Below are 14280 nucleotides of genomic sequence, written 5' to 3' on the forward strand. Positions count from 1 at the left end.
CCAACCTTGGAAACAGAACTGATTAAATATCAACAGGTAGTGGATAAGATTCCCCTGTTGAAAAAAGAAATTGCCAAAGTGATTGTCGGTCAAGAGGAAGTGCTCGATGAAGTGATCATCACGCTTTTGGCTGGAGGACATTGTTTGCTAGAAGGAGTTCCGGGTTTGGCGAAGACGCTGATGGTCAAAACAATCTCAGAAGTGATGGAATTGAGTTTCAAAAGGATTCAATTCACGCCGGATTTGATGCCTGGTGATATTCTGGGGACAGAGATCCTGGAAGAGGATCATAGTACCGGGAAGAAATTTTTTCAATTTAATCAAGGTCCCATCTTTGCCAATATGGTTTTGGCGGATGAGATCAATAGAACTCCTCCCAAAACTCAGGCAGCTCTATTGGAAGCCATGCAGGAAAAGCTGGTCACTTATGGAGGGAAAAACTACAAGCTTCCGAGTCCTTTTCTGATCATCGCTACACAAAATCCGATCGAGCAAAGTGGGACCTATCCTTTGCCAGAGGCGCAGTTGGATCGTTTTCTTTTGTATATCAAGCTTGGCTACCCAAGTGAGCAGGAGGAGGCAGAGGTCTTGGAGAAAACTACCGGAACCTATCGTGCCCAGCCAGAGAAGGTGCTTTCCGGTGAGGAAGTTCAGCAATTGCAGCAGTTAACGCGGGAGGTGCATTTGGATTCTTCCCTGTTGGGGTATATCACACGACTGATTCGTGCCACGCGACTCGAAAATACCGATGTAGAGGAAGTCAAAACCTATGTGGAATGGGGAGCTGGAACTCGTGCCGGACAGGCCTTGGTGCTTTGTGCCAAAGCTAGGGCTATCATCAAGGGACGGTATTCGGTGATCCCAGAAGATATCCAGACACTGATTTACCCGGTTTTGAGACATCGGATTTCTTTGCATTTCCGAGCTGAAGCAGAGCAGTTGGATACCGATTTTATTATTTCCAAGATACTAGCCAGAGTGCCTGTTCATGCCAAGTAATCTCGAGATCATCAAGCTCAATGACCTTCGGCTGTCTGCTCGACTGATTTCGGAGCAGTTGCGGCAAGGGATACACTCGGGCATCCGGGTGGGAGTGGGAAGTGAATTTGAGCAATACAGGCATTATCGCCCCGGAGATGATCTCAAACGGATAGATTGGAAGTATTTTTCCAGATCAGGAAAATACATGGTCAAGGAATCCACTACGGAAAGTAATCTTCACATTCGAATGATGCTGGACCTTTCTGGCTCAATGAACTATGAAGAGTCGGGTTTTACCCGGCTGGATTATGCCAAAAATCTGCTCGCTTCCCTTTCTTATTTGGGATACTTGCAGGGAGATGCGATGAGCTATTACACCTTGCATGCTGGGCAGATTGATCAAAAGGTGTCTCCAACGCCGAAGAGTTTTCAGAGGATTTTGTACTATTTGGAAGATGAAAAAGCGCATGGAGACTGGCCTATTGGTGCCTTTCCTGAAGCTTTGACCCAAGGTCGAAATCGGGAGTTAATCATTTGGGTGTCAGATTTTTTGCAGAAAGATACCGAATGGGAAAGCTTGGTCAAGAGCTTTCTTCATCCTAGAAAAGAGCTGATTTTGATTCAGATTTTGGGAGAGCAGGAACTCAATTTTCAGCTGGATGGCAATTTTATTTTCAAGGATTTGGAGTCTGGTGCTGAATATATTCAGAATGGAAAATCTGTGCAAAAGGACTTCAAATCCCGTTTTGACACCTATCTGAAACAACTGGACCAGGCGATGCTATTGCCGAAAGTGAAGCTAATGCGCGTCAGTATGCAGCAACCCTTGACCGAGGTAGTAAGGCAGATTCTCAACCGCAAACACCTGAGCTGATGGACTGGATTCAACCTACCATGCTTTGGGGCCTTTTGGGACTTTCTGTTCCGGTGATGATACACCTTTGGAATGGGAGGCAAGGAAAAGTCATTCATTGGGCGGCTACGGCTTGGCTCAATCCACAAGAATCTCAATCCAGTAGATCTGTCAAACTGGAAGAAAAATTACTATTACTGCTCAGAATACTACTTTGGATTTGCCTCGTGATCCTCCTGGTTGGACTGTGGTGGAAGGCATTTGCTGAAGATACTTTTTCAGAAACTGTCCATTTGGTGCTGCCGCATCAAGAGTTGGAATCGGAGTTTCGTTTCGAACTTGAGCAGGCACAGGAAAGAGGTGAGACCGTGCTTTGGCTGGCAGATGGATTACCTGAGTTGGAGACCGGAGCCGCTCTTCCCGATTTGGATTTTGAGCCTGTATCTATTCAGGCTTATCTTGATCAATTGGACTCTCAAGTGGATTCTGTTCATCTGTATGTGCCGGGTTTGATGTCTGACTTTCCAGACGAAATGTATTGGTTGCCCAAGAAGCCTCTGCTTCACCTCAGTGAGCATGCTGATTTTTCAGCTACAGCTTCTGTTTTTCAGCTGGACTCAGGGGTGTATCTGGGAAAAGATCAAAATGGGCTTTTGAATTTTATTGAAGAGAAAGAATCTAGGACAAAGGTCATTGAAATGCCTATTCGATATGCATTTGAACAAGAGGGAATTCCCGAGCAACAAGATTTTTTGGCGGCGATGGATGCCATTCATTCCGTTTATCAGCTTGATTTTTTAGAATCTGACTCCAGTCAGGTAGCTCTTCTTTTTACTTCCAGTTCACTTGCTATTGGAAATGGTAATTATCAGATTATCAGTAAGAAGAATTATGAAAGGGAGACCGGCTTGTCATGGCAAAACTTGGTCTCGGAAGGAATAGTACCCGAATTGATTTTGGAAGATATTCTGAAGAAATTTGAAATAGATGCAGATAAGACTAAGATCTCTGAAATGAGTTTGTCAAGTAAGTTTCGTCAGATTCCTGAGGCTCAACTTTCCAAAGTGCCAAACACGACTGAGTTGTGGTTGGTTTTATTGCTATTGATTTTCGGAGGAGAGCGCTTTCTAACTTATCGTAAAAACCTGTGAACAAGATCCAGAAACATATCGCCTCAGTGGAAGGACAATTGTCTCTCAATCTTTGGTTGAAAGGTTTTCTATTGGCTTTATGTTTTCTTCCATTCATGTTTTTGATGGAGGATAGGACATGGTGGAAAGCATTGTTTGGTGCATTGCCTGTGATCTTTGCTGCCAGTTTGGGAGCTTTCAAAAGTCAGAAAAAAAAGGCAGTTCAAATGCTTCATGAGCGGTCTGGCAATATGGAGTTTAGCTTGGAGCTTTTGGAGAAAACAAACTATTCGATCGGTGAACGACTCCAACTGGAGCGGATTTCATCCCGACTTCCTCAGAAAATCACCGTTTTTTCACAAGGGTTGATTCCGTATTTGATTGCTGTAGGTGTTGTGATTTTGGCGACTGCATTGGTTTTTCAAATCAAGGAAACTTCTTCCGGAATGGCTGAAAACACAAATTTCTCTCAAATGGAAAATTTGATGCCTTCGGAGGAAATTCCGGTTTTGTTAAGTGATTTTGAGGTGAGAATTCAATCGCCTGCTTATACTGGGATTGCGGCTACATCGCAGCAAAATCTTGAAATCGAAGCGTACAAAGGATCACAGGTTTCTTGGGAGCTCAATTTTGAGAATTCCTCTGATTTAGCTGTTTTTTGGGTGAATAGCCTAGGAGAGAAACAGTCATTTGAGAAATCAGACAAAGCTTTTTTATTGAAACAGGAGCTGATTCATTCAGGGGTTTATTCCATTCAAGCTTTCAAAGATTCTCTACAGGTTTTCCAGTCCGATTTTTACCGAATGAATTCACTGGAAGACAAGGCTCCGGAGATTATCCCTACTGAGAAGGAAAACTACAAATACTTTTTTCCGGGCAATAATCCGAAGCTTGTCTTGAAAGCGCAGATTTCTGATGATTTCAAAGTAAATCAGGTCGCTATCGTAGCTACTTTGGCAAGAGGGAAAGGTGAAAATGTCAAGTTCCGCGAGACTCGGATTGCCGTTGAAAATTCTCCTTTTCAATCCAAAAACTCCTCCTTGGTGCTGGATGTGTCAGAAATGGATTTTCAGCCCGGAGATGAGCTGTATTACTATTGGACGGCGATAGATAATCAAAGACCAGAAGCTAATTCTTCCCGAACGGATACTTTTTTCATCAAGTATTTTGATGAAAATGATGACAGTGAGGAAGCCATGGCCGGGATGGCAATCAATGTCTTACCAGAATATTTCCGCAGTCAGAGACAGATCATCATCGATACAGAAAAGCTGATCGCTGAGCGAAAAGCCAAGAAGAAGGAGGATTTCAACTACACCTCCAATGAAATCGGCTATGATCAGAAGTTGCTCCGACTTCGCTATGGGCAATACTTGGGAGAGGAGTTTGAATCTGATGCTGGGGGAGGAGAACTGGACGCTGAAGGAGGAGATTTATTGACGGGTTTTATGCATTTGCATGATCAAGAAGGGGAGCATGATCCTGATTTTCATCCTGCCGAATCACATGAGGAAGAACAGGGTCACTCGCATGGCGAAGAGGTAGATCCAGCCCAAGAGGGTGGAATCGAAAGCCTCCTGAGTGAGTACATGCATGCCCATGATTCGGAGGATATGAATACCTATTTCGAAGCGAGTACACGCGGCGCTTTGAAATCAGCCTTGGAACAAATGTGGCAAGCGGAGCTTTATTTGAGGCTTTTTGAGCCGGAGACTTCTCTACCATATCAGTATAAAGCACTGGAATATCTGAAAACTGTGCAGCAAAAATCAAGAGTCTATATCAAAAAGACCGGCTACGATCCGCCGCCAATCAAAGAAGAAGAAAAGCGACTGACGGGTGATTTGGATGAGATTGGGCAACGAATCAGCAGAGAGCAGCAAGAGTTGAATCGACGGATGGAGCCATTGGTTTCCCAGGTTTTGGGATATCTGAATCGACCAAACTTAGGAGAATCTGAGAAGCAGGTAATCCGGGATTTGGGACAGCTATGGACAGAGCGACTGCAAAAGTCCGGCTTGGATGACTGGTCTGTTTTAGTAGAGTTGCAGCAACTGGAAGTAGGAAAATTGGATGCCAAGGGAAGTGAAATTCTTCAGGAGAAGCTCTATCCTATCGCCAAAAGCTATAAAAGTGTGGAGGCTTCCTATCCCACTGCAGCTAAATTGAAAAATGCCTTTAGAGAGAATTTGAAATGATGTTTGAACTCAATCCGATAGTTTCAATCCCTTTTCTTTTGGTGATTCTAGGCCTTATTCTGCTGGTAGGTGCTGCACCTATTTTTCTTTTGGCTCGAAAAAATCATGATCCCAAGCGTTTACTTCTCAAAGCTGGCCTGTTTTTGGGCTTTTGGATTTGTTTGGCTTTGGCTCTACTCAGGCCGCAACTGGGGATTGACTCTGATGAGTCTAGAATTCTAGTATATTCCAGCAGTTTAGATAAGGCTGAGATTGATTTTTGGAAAGATAGTCTTCAAATGAAAAAAGCGATTCCACTTCAGCGCTTTTCTTCGGGCGAAAATGATATTTTTCTTTTGGGAGCAGATTTTTCTGAAGAGGATTTATTTCCCATTCGAAAGAAGAAAATTACCTGGATTCTTCCTCGAAAACACGGTCAGTTGCAAGATATTTCCTGGAAAGGAGCCATCAGAAAAGGGGAGTTGCAGCGATTGACCTATACTGTTTTTTCGGATAGAGACAGTGCCTATTTGAAGGTTTTGTCTGTCGGTTCGGATTCGATTCAGCTTCAAAAAGGATGGAATCAGGGAACATTGGAGTTTTATAATGCTGGTGTAGGAGAAACCAATTTGCCACTGATTTTGGATGGGGATACCTTGACGTCAGTTCGTTATTTTACTGCTGCTTCCTCGCCGAAGCAATACTTTTTCAAGTTGGGATTTCCGAGTGGAGAGACTCGTACTCTTACTAATTGGCTGAGGGAGAAAGGAGAGCATGTAAACGAATCTATCCAGCTCTCCCGATCTTCCTATCTCCAAAGTGGTGCTGAAGATTCCCTGCAAGTATTGATAGCTGATCCCTCTCAGGTGGCGCAAAAGCAAGTTCAGGAATGGGTGAAAGAAGAAAATACAGCGCTACTTCTTGTTCAGTTGAGCGACCCTAGATCAATCAGTCAGGAAGTAAATAGGCTCTTTGGGACGGACTTTCAAGCTGAAGCGACAGCTGATGCTACGTCTAGGACACTTGCTAATGGGATGGAAGCCCTGCCTTTTCGCTGGAAAGAGCAATCCGGGCAAAAAACCTTTCATGAAGGGAGTGTAGCCATTCAAGATACGGACTTTGGAAAGATTGCAATTTCAATGGTACAGGCTAGTTTTCCCTTGCTTTTGGAAGGAAAAGAAAAGACTTATGAAGAATTTTGGGGTGATGTGATCGGTGCTTTGGAACCAGATGAAGCCCAAAGTTTCAACTTTTCCGCACCGGTTTTGATAGGCTTTGAAAGCCAAATTCAGCTTTTCAATCGGGATAGTTTGTCATCTGAATTGAGCTTTGGGAATGAACTGGTTTTTGTAAGTCAAAGTCTTGTCAATCCTTCCAAAGCTAGCGGAAAGTGGACTTCGGCAATTGCAGGTTGGAATAGGAGGGAAAACGGCCCTGCTTATTACAGTTATACCTCGGAAGAATTGCCAAACATTTTTTCTGGGCAGTTAATCCAAGCCATCAATCAAGGCCAAGTTTCTACAGATGGGAATGATCTGAGAAGATACCAACCTGTTTCACCATGGATTTGGATACTGGGAATGCTTTTATTTTTAGGTGCAATGTGGCTGGAACCTAAGTTGAAAGGTTAAAATTCAACTTGCCTCTCCTTTGGCTCCAAAATACTAATCGGTTTTTTGTTTTCGTCAATTGCGACAAAAGTAAAACTGCCTGAAATCGCCTTTTCCCGTGAGTCAGAATACATTTCTTCCACAAAGATATCGACTGAAACCTGCATGCTAGTTTTGCCTACCTGAGATACTTTTCCCACCAATTCTATTATAGTTCCTGCTGGAATGGGATGTGTGAAATCGATTCGATTGGAAGAGACCGTAACTACTCTTTTTCTGGAAAACCGTGTGGCAGTAATGAACGCAACTTCATCCATGAGTTGCATGGCTGTCCCTCCAAATAGCGTATCATAGTGATTGGTAGTACTAGGAAATACTGCCTTGAATATTCGTGTGATGGATTGCTGGATTTTATCTTCCATAGTTTAGATGCTTGATTCGACGGCTAAAAAGTGGGTGACTTGTTGGTTTTCTCTGTGAAGTGGGATGATTCGAATGTGACAGAGATATTCTGTTCCGTCTTTTTTATAGTTGATAAGGGCGGTTTCAAGTCCCTTTAGGTTAGAAATAGCCTTTTTGATTTTCCTTTTTGTCGAGGGCTCGGTCTTAGCGCCTTGAAGCAAAGATGGTTTAAGGCCTATGACTTCTGCAGGTTTATATCCGGTCATTCGCTCAAATCCAATGCTCGCCCAAAGTATTTTTTGGTTCAGATCCGTGACGACCAGCGCATCGAATTTTGATTTTACAAGTGTTGCCGTATCAAAACTCCATTGATATTCTTGGCTGAGTGATTTGAGTTTTCGCAGGGATTCTATCTTTTCTTCTTTCAAAGTCATGGATATCATATCCCATGCTAGCAATGGATGGCGACACGTCTTTGCGCTCTTTTGCTTTTGTAAGCTGTCTGGTAAATCATTGAGGTTTTCCAAGACAATATCTAAACTCATCATGCTTTTGATTTTAAGGTTAGTATGCCGCACGGGTTTTTCTGCCCTCGATGAGTAATTGCTGGAGACTGATCTGATCGGACCAGTAGGACTCACAGGCTTTTTTCAGTTGTCGGTGGCTACCAATTCGCGGATAGCCGAGGTTGTGCGTCAGCATAGTTTTGCTTGTTAAATGAAGAATTATTTAAAATTCTTGATCATCTAATCGCTATGCTTTCGGAGCTTAAAAATCAGGAATAGACACACTAATCCCGTGAAGAGTGGGAGAGGGAGTACATGGCCTGACATCTACTTCAGATCGCGAAAGCAATGTCAATGCGTTGTAGGCAAGTCTCCTGACTCTCCTGACTTTTACCGCCTTCTCAAGCTGTACCGATCACTATCGGTTCTGCTCAATGGCATGATTGGTAAAAGCTGATACCGGATTTTCCGGCACAGGATCACAGTTGCGCGACAGTCCATGATTTGCACATGGTTCCTTATTAATTCCCCTTAGAGGAAACCTTCAACGGCTATGAATAAATCAGATTCAAAAGAACGAGGCGCTAAAGTAAGAAGAATACTCTTTATCTCTTTCATAAAAACTAATTCTATGAGAGATTGTTTGGTGAAGCAGGCTATTGCATGAAAAAAGCCCCGGTTTTCACCGAGGCTTCATAATGGACAATAAAATCAAAAAATTAAAATGCCAATGCAGCAAGGCCGAGCTTGGATTTCAGGGGATTGATTCCCTTAAGTACTTTTCCAGAATATTTTTTGAATAAATCACTTCCGAGTAGATCTGTCAAAAACTTGGTTCTGCTGTTTTTGAGCCCTAAAATACTGGCTTTTTTATCATCATCAGAAGCACTGCTCCCGGTGATTTTCATCAGGTCGTCGACAAAGCTCTTGTTGTTTGTCTTAAGTTTGCTAGTCTGATCTGCGGTCAGATCCAGGCCGCTGGTGTCATCCAAAATGCCGAGTACCTGAGAGGACAGATCGAGCTTGGGGACTTTGAGACCTTGTGCATTGGCGGCAGTACCGATCAGAAAAAACACTCCTAATAGAGCGAAGATTTTTAGATTTTTCATAGAATGAATGTAGCTAGTTTATACTTGGTTTTAAATGGTCTGATTTTCTTTTTGACGCTTTTTTTGTAAGATTTTGCTTTGTCCTCACCGAGGATTTTCTCAAATGCAGAGGATTGTTTTTTACCGAGATTGAGAATGGACTTTTTCTTTTCTTCATCCGAATCCGATCCTCCGGCTATTTTGAGCACATCATTGAGGAAACTCTCATTGGATTGTTTCAGTTCTGATTTTTGGGAATCTGAGAGGGAAACGTCAGACCCGGGAGTCAAGGCCCCCAACATGTCTTTTTTGAAATCCGGAGATGGAAGAGAGATTTTTTGTGCATTTGCATGCGACACGAATCCTAATCCCAAAAAGAAAATAACTGCTAGTGATAAGATGTTTTTCATAGCTTTATTACTTAAATAGTCCTTTGCCTAAATCCATCAATCCTCCAAGATCCATTCCGCCTTTCCCTCCGGAATTTCCTCCGAGTAGCCCACCCAGAAGATCCGCAGCGCCTGAGGAGTTTCCTTTGCCAGAAAGGGCATCCGCTACTGAATTCATGATGTCATTGTTTGCGCCGGGAGCTTGATCCACCTTTTTATTGAAAAAATTCATCAGCAAAGGGAGAACAGTCATAGCCAAACTCAGAGCTTGCTCTTTGCTGATGCCCAATTTGTCCATCAATCCAGATGAGAGATCTCCAGCAAGATTATTGACCACCGGGCTATCATGCTGTGTCTCACTTCCTGAAAACATCTCTTTGATCGCAGAAAGATCTCCATTCGAAGCTTTGTTTTGAAGGAGGGATGCCAAAGTCTCTTCGATTGCATCCGCAGTGCCGGGGCCTTCGCTCATCCCCGAATTTCTAAGAACCTCTTTGAGAGGTCCATCTGCCATTTTTAAAAGTTGATCAATCATGATTTTATTAAATTATTTAGACTTTAAGTTTGTCATTTTGGTTAGCTAATCCTAATTAATTCAACTTTATCTGGGTTTGTTTCTAATAGGGTTTACAATAATTAATCAGCTCCAAAAACCTCCTGAATAGCTTCCAAGTAGTCATAGCCATGACCTTCGGTTGGTTCGATGTAGTTGCCTTCTAGGTACTCGTTCCAGCAGCAAACCATGACAGTGTTTCCATTGTTGGGTCTGTATTTGCGAGAAGATTCCATGGCATCGCGGAGCATGGCGGAAAAAGACTTTTTGTCGCTGTGCACGAGGTCTTTGTAAGGCTCAGAAGGAAAACCAGTCTGCTGCGGCCAAGTGCCTCCCGCAGGGCGCATATCCCAACCCATAGCCACTGGGACCTGATATTCAAATTGCGGATCTGATTTGAATTTTTCTCCCCACATATTCCAGTGACTTCGGTACGTCTCACGCATATCTGCAAAGGATCGATTGTCCTTTTCCATGAAATTATGATAGATGTAAGTGGTCATGCCTTCAAAGCCCATGCTTTTGAGCCGAGGTACATATTCTTGAAGTAGCAGTCTTTTCTGATACTCGCCTCCTTCCCACGGTCGAGCTGGATTATTTGCTTTCCAAACTGTCGGGAGTCCATACATCCTCTCTCTCTCCAGCATGGGACCTGCCATGACAGCGATGAATTTGATTCCTGGAAAGCCTTGTTCTTTTGCTATTTTTTGGGACAAATCGAGGAGGTCATTGAGTTTCAACCCATAGTATGCTGCTCTTGATTCTGAGTCCTGAGGAAAGTAGAAATAAACGATAGGTCTCCCATCTTTGTCTTTGAGGTAATCTTTTCTATTGAAATAGGAATCTGTCCACTGCCGGGTGATTTTCTCATGAACTTGAAGATAAAGTGCTTTGTCAGGTTTTTCTCCTTCGTAGTTGGCCTTACGGGCCATTTCATCCGGAGAGCCGATTTTGAGCCAAGCCATCCACCGCTCATGACTATCGTCGCACCAGTTGATTGCCCATTTCATATGTTCTTTTTCTGGCAATTGGGAATTAACCTCCAGTAAGACTTTCAGTTGCTCATTCCATTCTTCCAGACCAGGGACAGCCACCCTGCCATCTCTTTGGGTATCTATTTTCCAACCTTTGGGGTAGTAGATCTTGGACTGAGGGCCAAAATATAAATGGTAGTAGTAATTTCTGCCATAAAACCAGTCGTAGGCAAAAAAGTCAATCCCATACTTTTTCATCAGCTGCAGCTGCTTTTTGAGTACTTCCGGGTCATCTCTTTTATAAAATCCCTTTAATTCTTTTACTGGTTTTCTATCCAAGTAAGGGCCTTCGTATGGGTAGCGCTTGTTGTAAACTCTTCCTTTTGGTCCCCAGGTCGCAGTGTTTGTCAGGTGAGCACAATTGGCTGGATCCTGTAGGCAAGACCAGAAACTATCCTTGTCTACATTGGGATCAGGATCGGTGTCCCAAGAAGGCATGTAATAGACCCCTACCAGTTCGTCTTGGGGAGGTTGTGCAGCTGTGGGTGCATCTACTGAGAATATACCCAATGAGGCTGATTGCTGCGAAGTCTGAGTGGGCTGACAGGCAAAAAGTGAGATCAGGCAAACACTCGTAAAAAGGGAAAGTAGCTTTTTCATGGCTCTTTTTTTTAAAAATAAGGAGGAGAACGTAGATTTCCTCAAATCGGATTGATTTCCTTTTTGAGGATATGGATTTGTCTATATTCTTGCTTGAGAAGGTCAAAGGGTAAAATGTAGCTATAGGTGTGCTTAAAGCCATTTTTGATATAAAATCTCATAGCCTGTGGCTTGCAGTCCATAGCCTCTAGCCAGATCCAGTCCAATTTTTCAAGCCTAGCGACATCTTCAATATGCCTCATCAAATGAGCTGCGATTCCCTGGCCTTGGGCTTTTGCAGCTAGGTAGAGTCTATGAAGTTTCATGGCATTTGGGATTTCTATTTCTCTCGGAGAAAAAGGAAAGTCGTATTTTAATATTCCTACTTTCTCTCCCAGATGAATCACAAAAAAATAATGACTGCGATTTCGACCAAGTTCTTTTAGAATATTGGCTTCATTGTAGATCAGGTCCACATACCAGTTGCCTCCGTCCTCCCAATATTCCGAATAGGCATCTTTGTAAATGAAATCCATGAGTTGCCTGAGTTCTTGCCATTGACTTGCTTGCACTGATATCAGTTCGAGACTGTCTGTGAGTTTGATTTTTTCCATAGCAAACTAAAAAACCGCAAACTCGAAAGCTTGCGGTTTTTAAATTAATTAGTCCTAAAGTGCTTATTTTCTCTCCAAAGCTCTTTTCGCAGCTTTGACAATGTTTTCTGCATTCAATCCGTATTTCTCGAGCAACTGGGTAGGTGCTCCAGACTCCCCAAAGCTGTCATTGACACCGACATACTCCAGCGGCGCAGGATTGTGGCGGATCAAAGTCTGAGCCACACTATCTCCCAAACCTCCATTGATCTGATGCTCTTCGGCAGTCACAGCACAGCCTGTTTTGGCGACTGATTCTAGAATAGCTTCTTCGTCCAAAGGTTTAATAGTATGGATGTTGATCACCTCAGCAGAGATGCCTTCCTCTCGTAGCATCGCTTCTGCTACCACCGCTTCCCATACCAAATGTCCAGTAGCGAAGATGGTCACATCTTTTCCGTCGATCATTTTCCAGGCTTTGCCGATTTCAAATTTCTGATCGGCAGGAGTGAAGATTGGCCAGCTTGGACGACCAAAACGCAAGTAAACCGGTCCTTCGTATTCTGCGATAGCTAGAGTAGCTGCCTTGGTCTGGTTATAGTCACATGGGTTGATGACAGTCATGTGCGGGAGCATTTTCATCATGCCCAAGTCTTCCAAAATCTGGTGAGTGGCACCATCTTCTCCCAAAGTCAAGCCTGCGTGAGACGCACAGATTTTCACATTTTTGTTGGAATAAGCGACTGACTGACGGATCTGATCATAGACACGTCCCGTGGCAAAGTTGGCAAAGGTACCTGCAAAAGGGATTTTTCCTCCCAAAGCCAAACCTGCGGAAAGTCCGATCATATTGGCTTCAGCAATCCCGGTTTGGAAAAATCTCTCAGGAAATTCTTTCTGGAAAGCTCCCATTTTCAAGGATCCGATCAAGTCAGCACATAGGCCGACAACATTTGGATTTTTGCGTCCAGCTTCCAAGAATCCGTCCCCAAATCCAGAACGGGTGTCTTTTTTCTCTGTATATGTGAATTTTAAGTCTAAGCTCATTTCTTTTCTGTTAGTAGGGTGGATTAATAGTCGCCTAGGGTTTCTTCCAATTGTCCCAAAGCATTGGCCAGCTGCTCGTCATTCGGAGGAGAACCGTGCCACTTGTGCGTACCTACCATGAAGTCCACACCATAGCCCATTTCGGTATAGAGTAGATTCAAGATCGGCTTGCCTTTTCCTGTGAGGGATTTCGCTTTTTCCAACCCTTCCAAAACAGCCTTCAAGTCATTGCCATCTTTGGTCTCGATCACTTCCCAGCCGAATGCTTCCCATTTTGCTTTTAGGTTTTTGAGATCCATTACTTTGTCAGTAGGACCGTCGATCTGCTGACCATTGTAATCTACGGTAGCGATCAGATTGTCCACCCCGAAGTGAGCTCCATACATCGCAGCTTCCCAAACTTGTCCTTCCTGAAGCTCTCCATCGCCCATCAAGACATAAACAAGGCTGTCGTCTTTATCGATTTTTTTGGCTTGAGCAGCTCCGATAGCCACTGAAAGCCCCTGTCCCAAAGATCCGGAAGCTACCCTGATACCCGGGAGGTGCTCATGAGTAGCCGGGTGGCCTTGTAGTCTAGAATTCAATTTTCTGAAAGTCTTCAACTCTTCCACCGGAAAATATCCAGAGCGTGCCAAGACGGAGTACCATCCTGCAGAAAGGTGACCATTGGAAAGGAAAAATAAGTCTTCTCCTTTGCCGTCCATCTGAAAATCTGGATTGTGGTGCAACTGATCAAAATACAGTGCGACAAAAAATTCGGCACAGCCCAACGGTGCACCTGGGTGACCGGATTGTACCGCATGTACCATTCTCAATACATCCCGTCTGAGCTGGGTACATATCTTCTGGAGTTGTTCAATAGGTTGTTTTTCCATTGCGGATTTATTTAAGAATTTGAGCAGTATGCTCTTTGGTTTTTACTTTAGCTATGATCTCTTCGATTTTTCCTTCTTCGTCAATGACAAAAGTAGATCGGGCTGTGCCCATGTATTTTCTGCCATACATTTGTTTTTCGACCCAGGTGCCATACAGATTGTGTACAGTGAGATCTGGATCAGCGATCAAAGAAAAGGGAAGCGATTGTTTTTCGATAAACTTTTGATGTGATTTTTCAGAATCGGAACTGATCCCCAGTACGACATAGCCAGCTTTTTGGAGAGCTTCATAGTTATCTCTCAGATTGCAAGCTTGCGCTGTACATCCCGGTGTATTGTCTTTTGGGTAAAAATACAGGATGACTTTTTTTCCTTTAAAATCAGAAAGTTTGATGCTTTCTCCTGTTTCGATCTTCGCTTCAAAGTCGGGGGCCTGTTGGCCTACTTCTACTGCCATGATTGG

16 protein-coding genes and 1 riboswitch are annotated in these 14280 nt (G+C 43.5%); of the genes, 5 read left to right on the plus strand and 11 right to left on the minus strand.

Features of this window, described 5'->3' with window-relative positions; all coding sequences use genetic code 11:
• Positions 1 to 6: 6 nt before the first annotated feature.
• Genes G460_RS0119930 through G460_RS0119950 form a run of 5 tightly spaced genes read left to right on the plus strand, consistent with a single transcriptional unit; the run spans position 7 to position 6772 of the window.
• Entirely contained in the window at positions 7 to 999 is a 993-nt protein-coding gene (locus G460_RS0119930) for an AAA family ATPase (protein WP_026956989.1), read from the plus strand.
• Entirely contained in the window at positions 989 to 1855 is an 867-nt protein-coding gene (locus G460_RS0119935) for a DUF58 domain-containing protein (RefSeq protein WP_026956990.1), read from the plus strand. Before G460_RS0119930 ends, G460_RS0119935 begins: the two co-directional genes overlap by 11 nt.
• Positions 1855 to 2985: a BatA domain-containing protein gene (locus tag G460_RS0119940; RefSeq protein WP_026956991.1), complete on the plus strand. Its 1131-nt coding sequence runs from the start codon at positions 1855 to 1857 to the stop codon at positions 2983 to 2985. Before G460_RS0119935 ends, G460_RS0119940 begins: the two co-directional genes overlap by 1 nt.
• Positions 2982 to 5162, plus strand: a complete 2181-nt coding sequence (locus tag G460_RS0119945; RefSeq protein WP_026956992.1) for a hypothetical protein — start codon at positions 2982 to 2984, stop codon at positions 5160 to 5162. The genes G460_RS0119940 and G460_RS0119945 overlap by 4 nt, the downstream gene beginning before the upstream one ends.
• On the plus strand, positions 5162 to 6772 hold the full coding sequence (locus G460_RS0119950) for a hypothetical protein (RefSeq protein ID WP_026956993.1): 1611 nt from the start codon (positions 5162 to 5164) through the stop codon (positions 6770 to 6772). Before G460_RS0119945 ends, G460_RS0119950 begins: the two co-directional genes overlap by 1 nt.
• Here the strand turns inward: G460_RS0119950 and G460_RS0119955 are convergent.
• The 11 genes from G460_RS0119955 to bcp all read right to left on the minus strand — a co-directional run bounded on the left by G460_RS0119955 (position 6769) and on the right by bcp (position 14274).
• Complete coding sequence (locus tag G460_RS0119955) at positions 6769 to 7173, minus strand: acyl-CoA thioesterase (protein WP_026956994.1); 405 nt, start codon at positions 7171 to 7173, stop codon at positions 6769 to 6771. The genes G460_RS0119950 and G460_RS0119955 overlap by 4 nt on opposite strands.
• Positions 7174 to 7176: 3 nt before the next feature.
• On the minus strand, positions 7177 to 7701 hold the full coding sequence (locus G460_RS22785; RefSeq protein ID WP_051316154.1) for a PAS domain-containing protein: 525 nt from the start codon (positions 7699 to 7701) through the stop codon (positions 7177 to 7179).
• Between the two features lie 16 nt (positions 7702 to 7717).
• Positions 7718 to 7855, minus strand: a complete 138-nt coding sequence (locus tag G460_RS23115; RefSeq protein ID WP_084421468.1) for a hypothetical protein — start codon at positions 7853 to 7855, stop codon at positions 7718 to 7720.
• Positions 7856 to 8006: 151 nt separating this feature from the next.
• Positions 8007 to 8220, minus strand: a riboswitch (cobalamin riboswitch).
• A 158-nt stretch (positions 8221 to 8378) separates the two neighbouring features.
• Positions 8379 to 8768 carry a hypothetical protein gene (locus tag G460_RS0119965; protein ID WP_026956995.1) on the minus strand — a complete coding sequence of 130 codons (390 nt, stop codon included), beginning with the start codon at positions 8766 to 8768 and terminating at the stop codon, positions 8379 to 8381.
• Entirely contained in the window at positions 8765 to 9157 is a 393-nt protein-coding gene (locus G460_RS0119970) for a hypothetical protein (RefSeq protein WP_026956996.1), read from the minus strand. The genes G460_RS0119965 and G460_RS0119970 overlap by 4 nt, the downstream gene beginning before the upstream one ends.
• 7 nt (positions 9158 to 9164) lie before the next feature.
• Entirely contained in the window at positions 9165 to 9671 is a 507-nt protein-coding gene (locus G460_RS0119975) for a hypothetical protein (RefSeq protein WP_026956997.1), read from the minus strand.
• A 101-nt stretch (positions 9672 to 9772) separates the two neighbouring features.
• Complete coding sequence (locus tag G460_RS22350; RefSeq protein ID WP_051316155.1) at positions 9773 to 11323, minus strand: glycoside hydrolase family 99-like domain-containing protein; 1551 nt, start codon at positions 11321 to 11323, stop codon at positions 9773 to 9775.
• Positions 11324 to 11364: 41 nt separating this feature from the next.
• The gene (locus G460_RS0119985) at positions 11365 to 11916 is read right to left on the minus strand and encodes a GNAT family N-acetyltransferase (protein ID WP_051316156.1); all 552 of its coding nucleotides are present in this window, start codon (positions 11914 to 11916) and stop codon (positions 11365 to 11367) included.
• 63 nt (positions 11917 to 11979) lie between these two features.
• On the minus strand, positions 11980 to 12942 hold the full coding sequence (locus tag G460_RS0119990; RefSeq protein WP_026956999.1) for a transketolase family protein: 963 nt from the start codon (positions 12940 to 12942) through the stop codon (positions 11980 to 11982).
• 23 nt (positions 12943 to 12965) lie between these two features.
• Entirely contained in the window at positions 12966 to 13817 is an 852-nt protein-coding gene (locus tag G460_RS0119995) for a transketolase (RefSeq protein ID WP_026957000.1), read from the minus strand.
• Between the two features lie 7 nt (positions 13818 to 13824).
• On the minus strand, positions 13825 to 14274 hold the full coding sequence (bcp, locus tag G460_RS0120000; protein ID WP_026957001.1) for a thioredoxin-dependent thiol peroxidase: 450 nt from the start codon (positions 14272 to 14274) through the stop codon (positions 13825 to 13827).
• Positions 14275 to 14280 lie beyond the last annotated feature (6 nt).

This window comes from Algoriphagus vanfongensis DSM 17529 (assembly GCF_000429465.1).
Taxonomy (GTDB): domain Bacteria; phylum Bacteroidota; class Bacteroidia; order Cytophagales; family Cyclobacteriaceae; genus Algoriphagus; species Algoriphagus vanfongensis.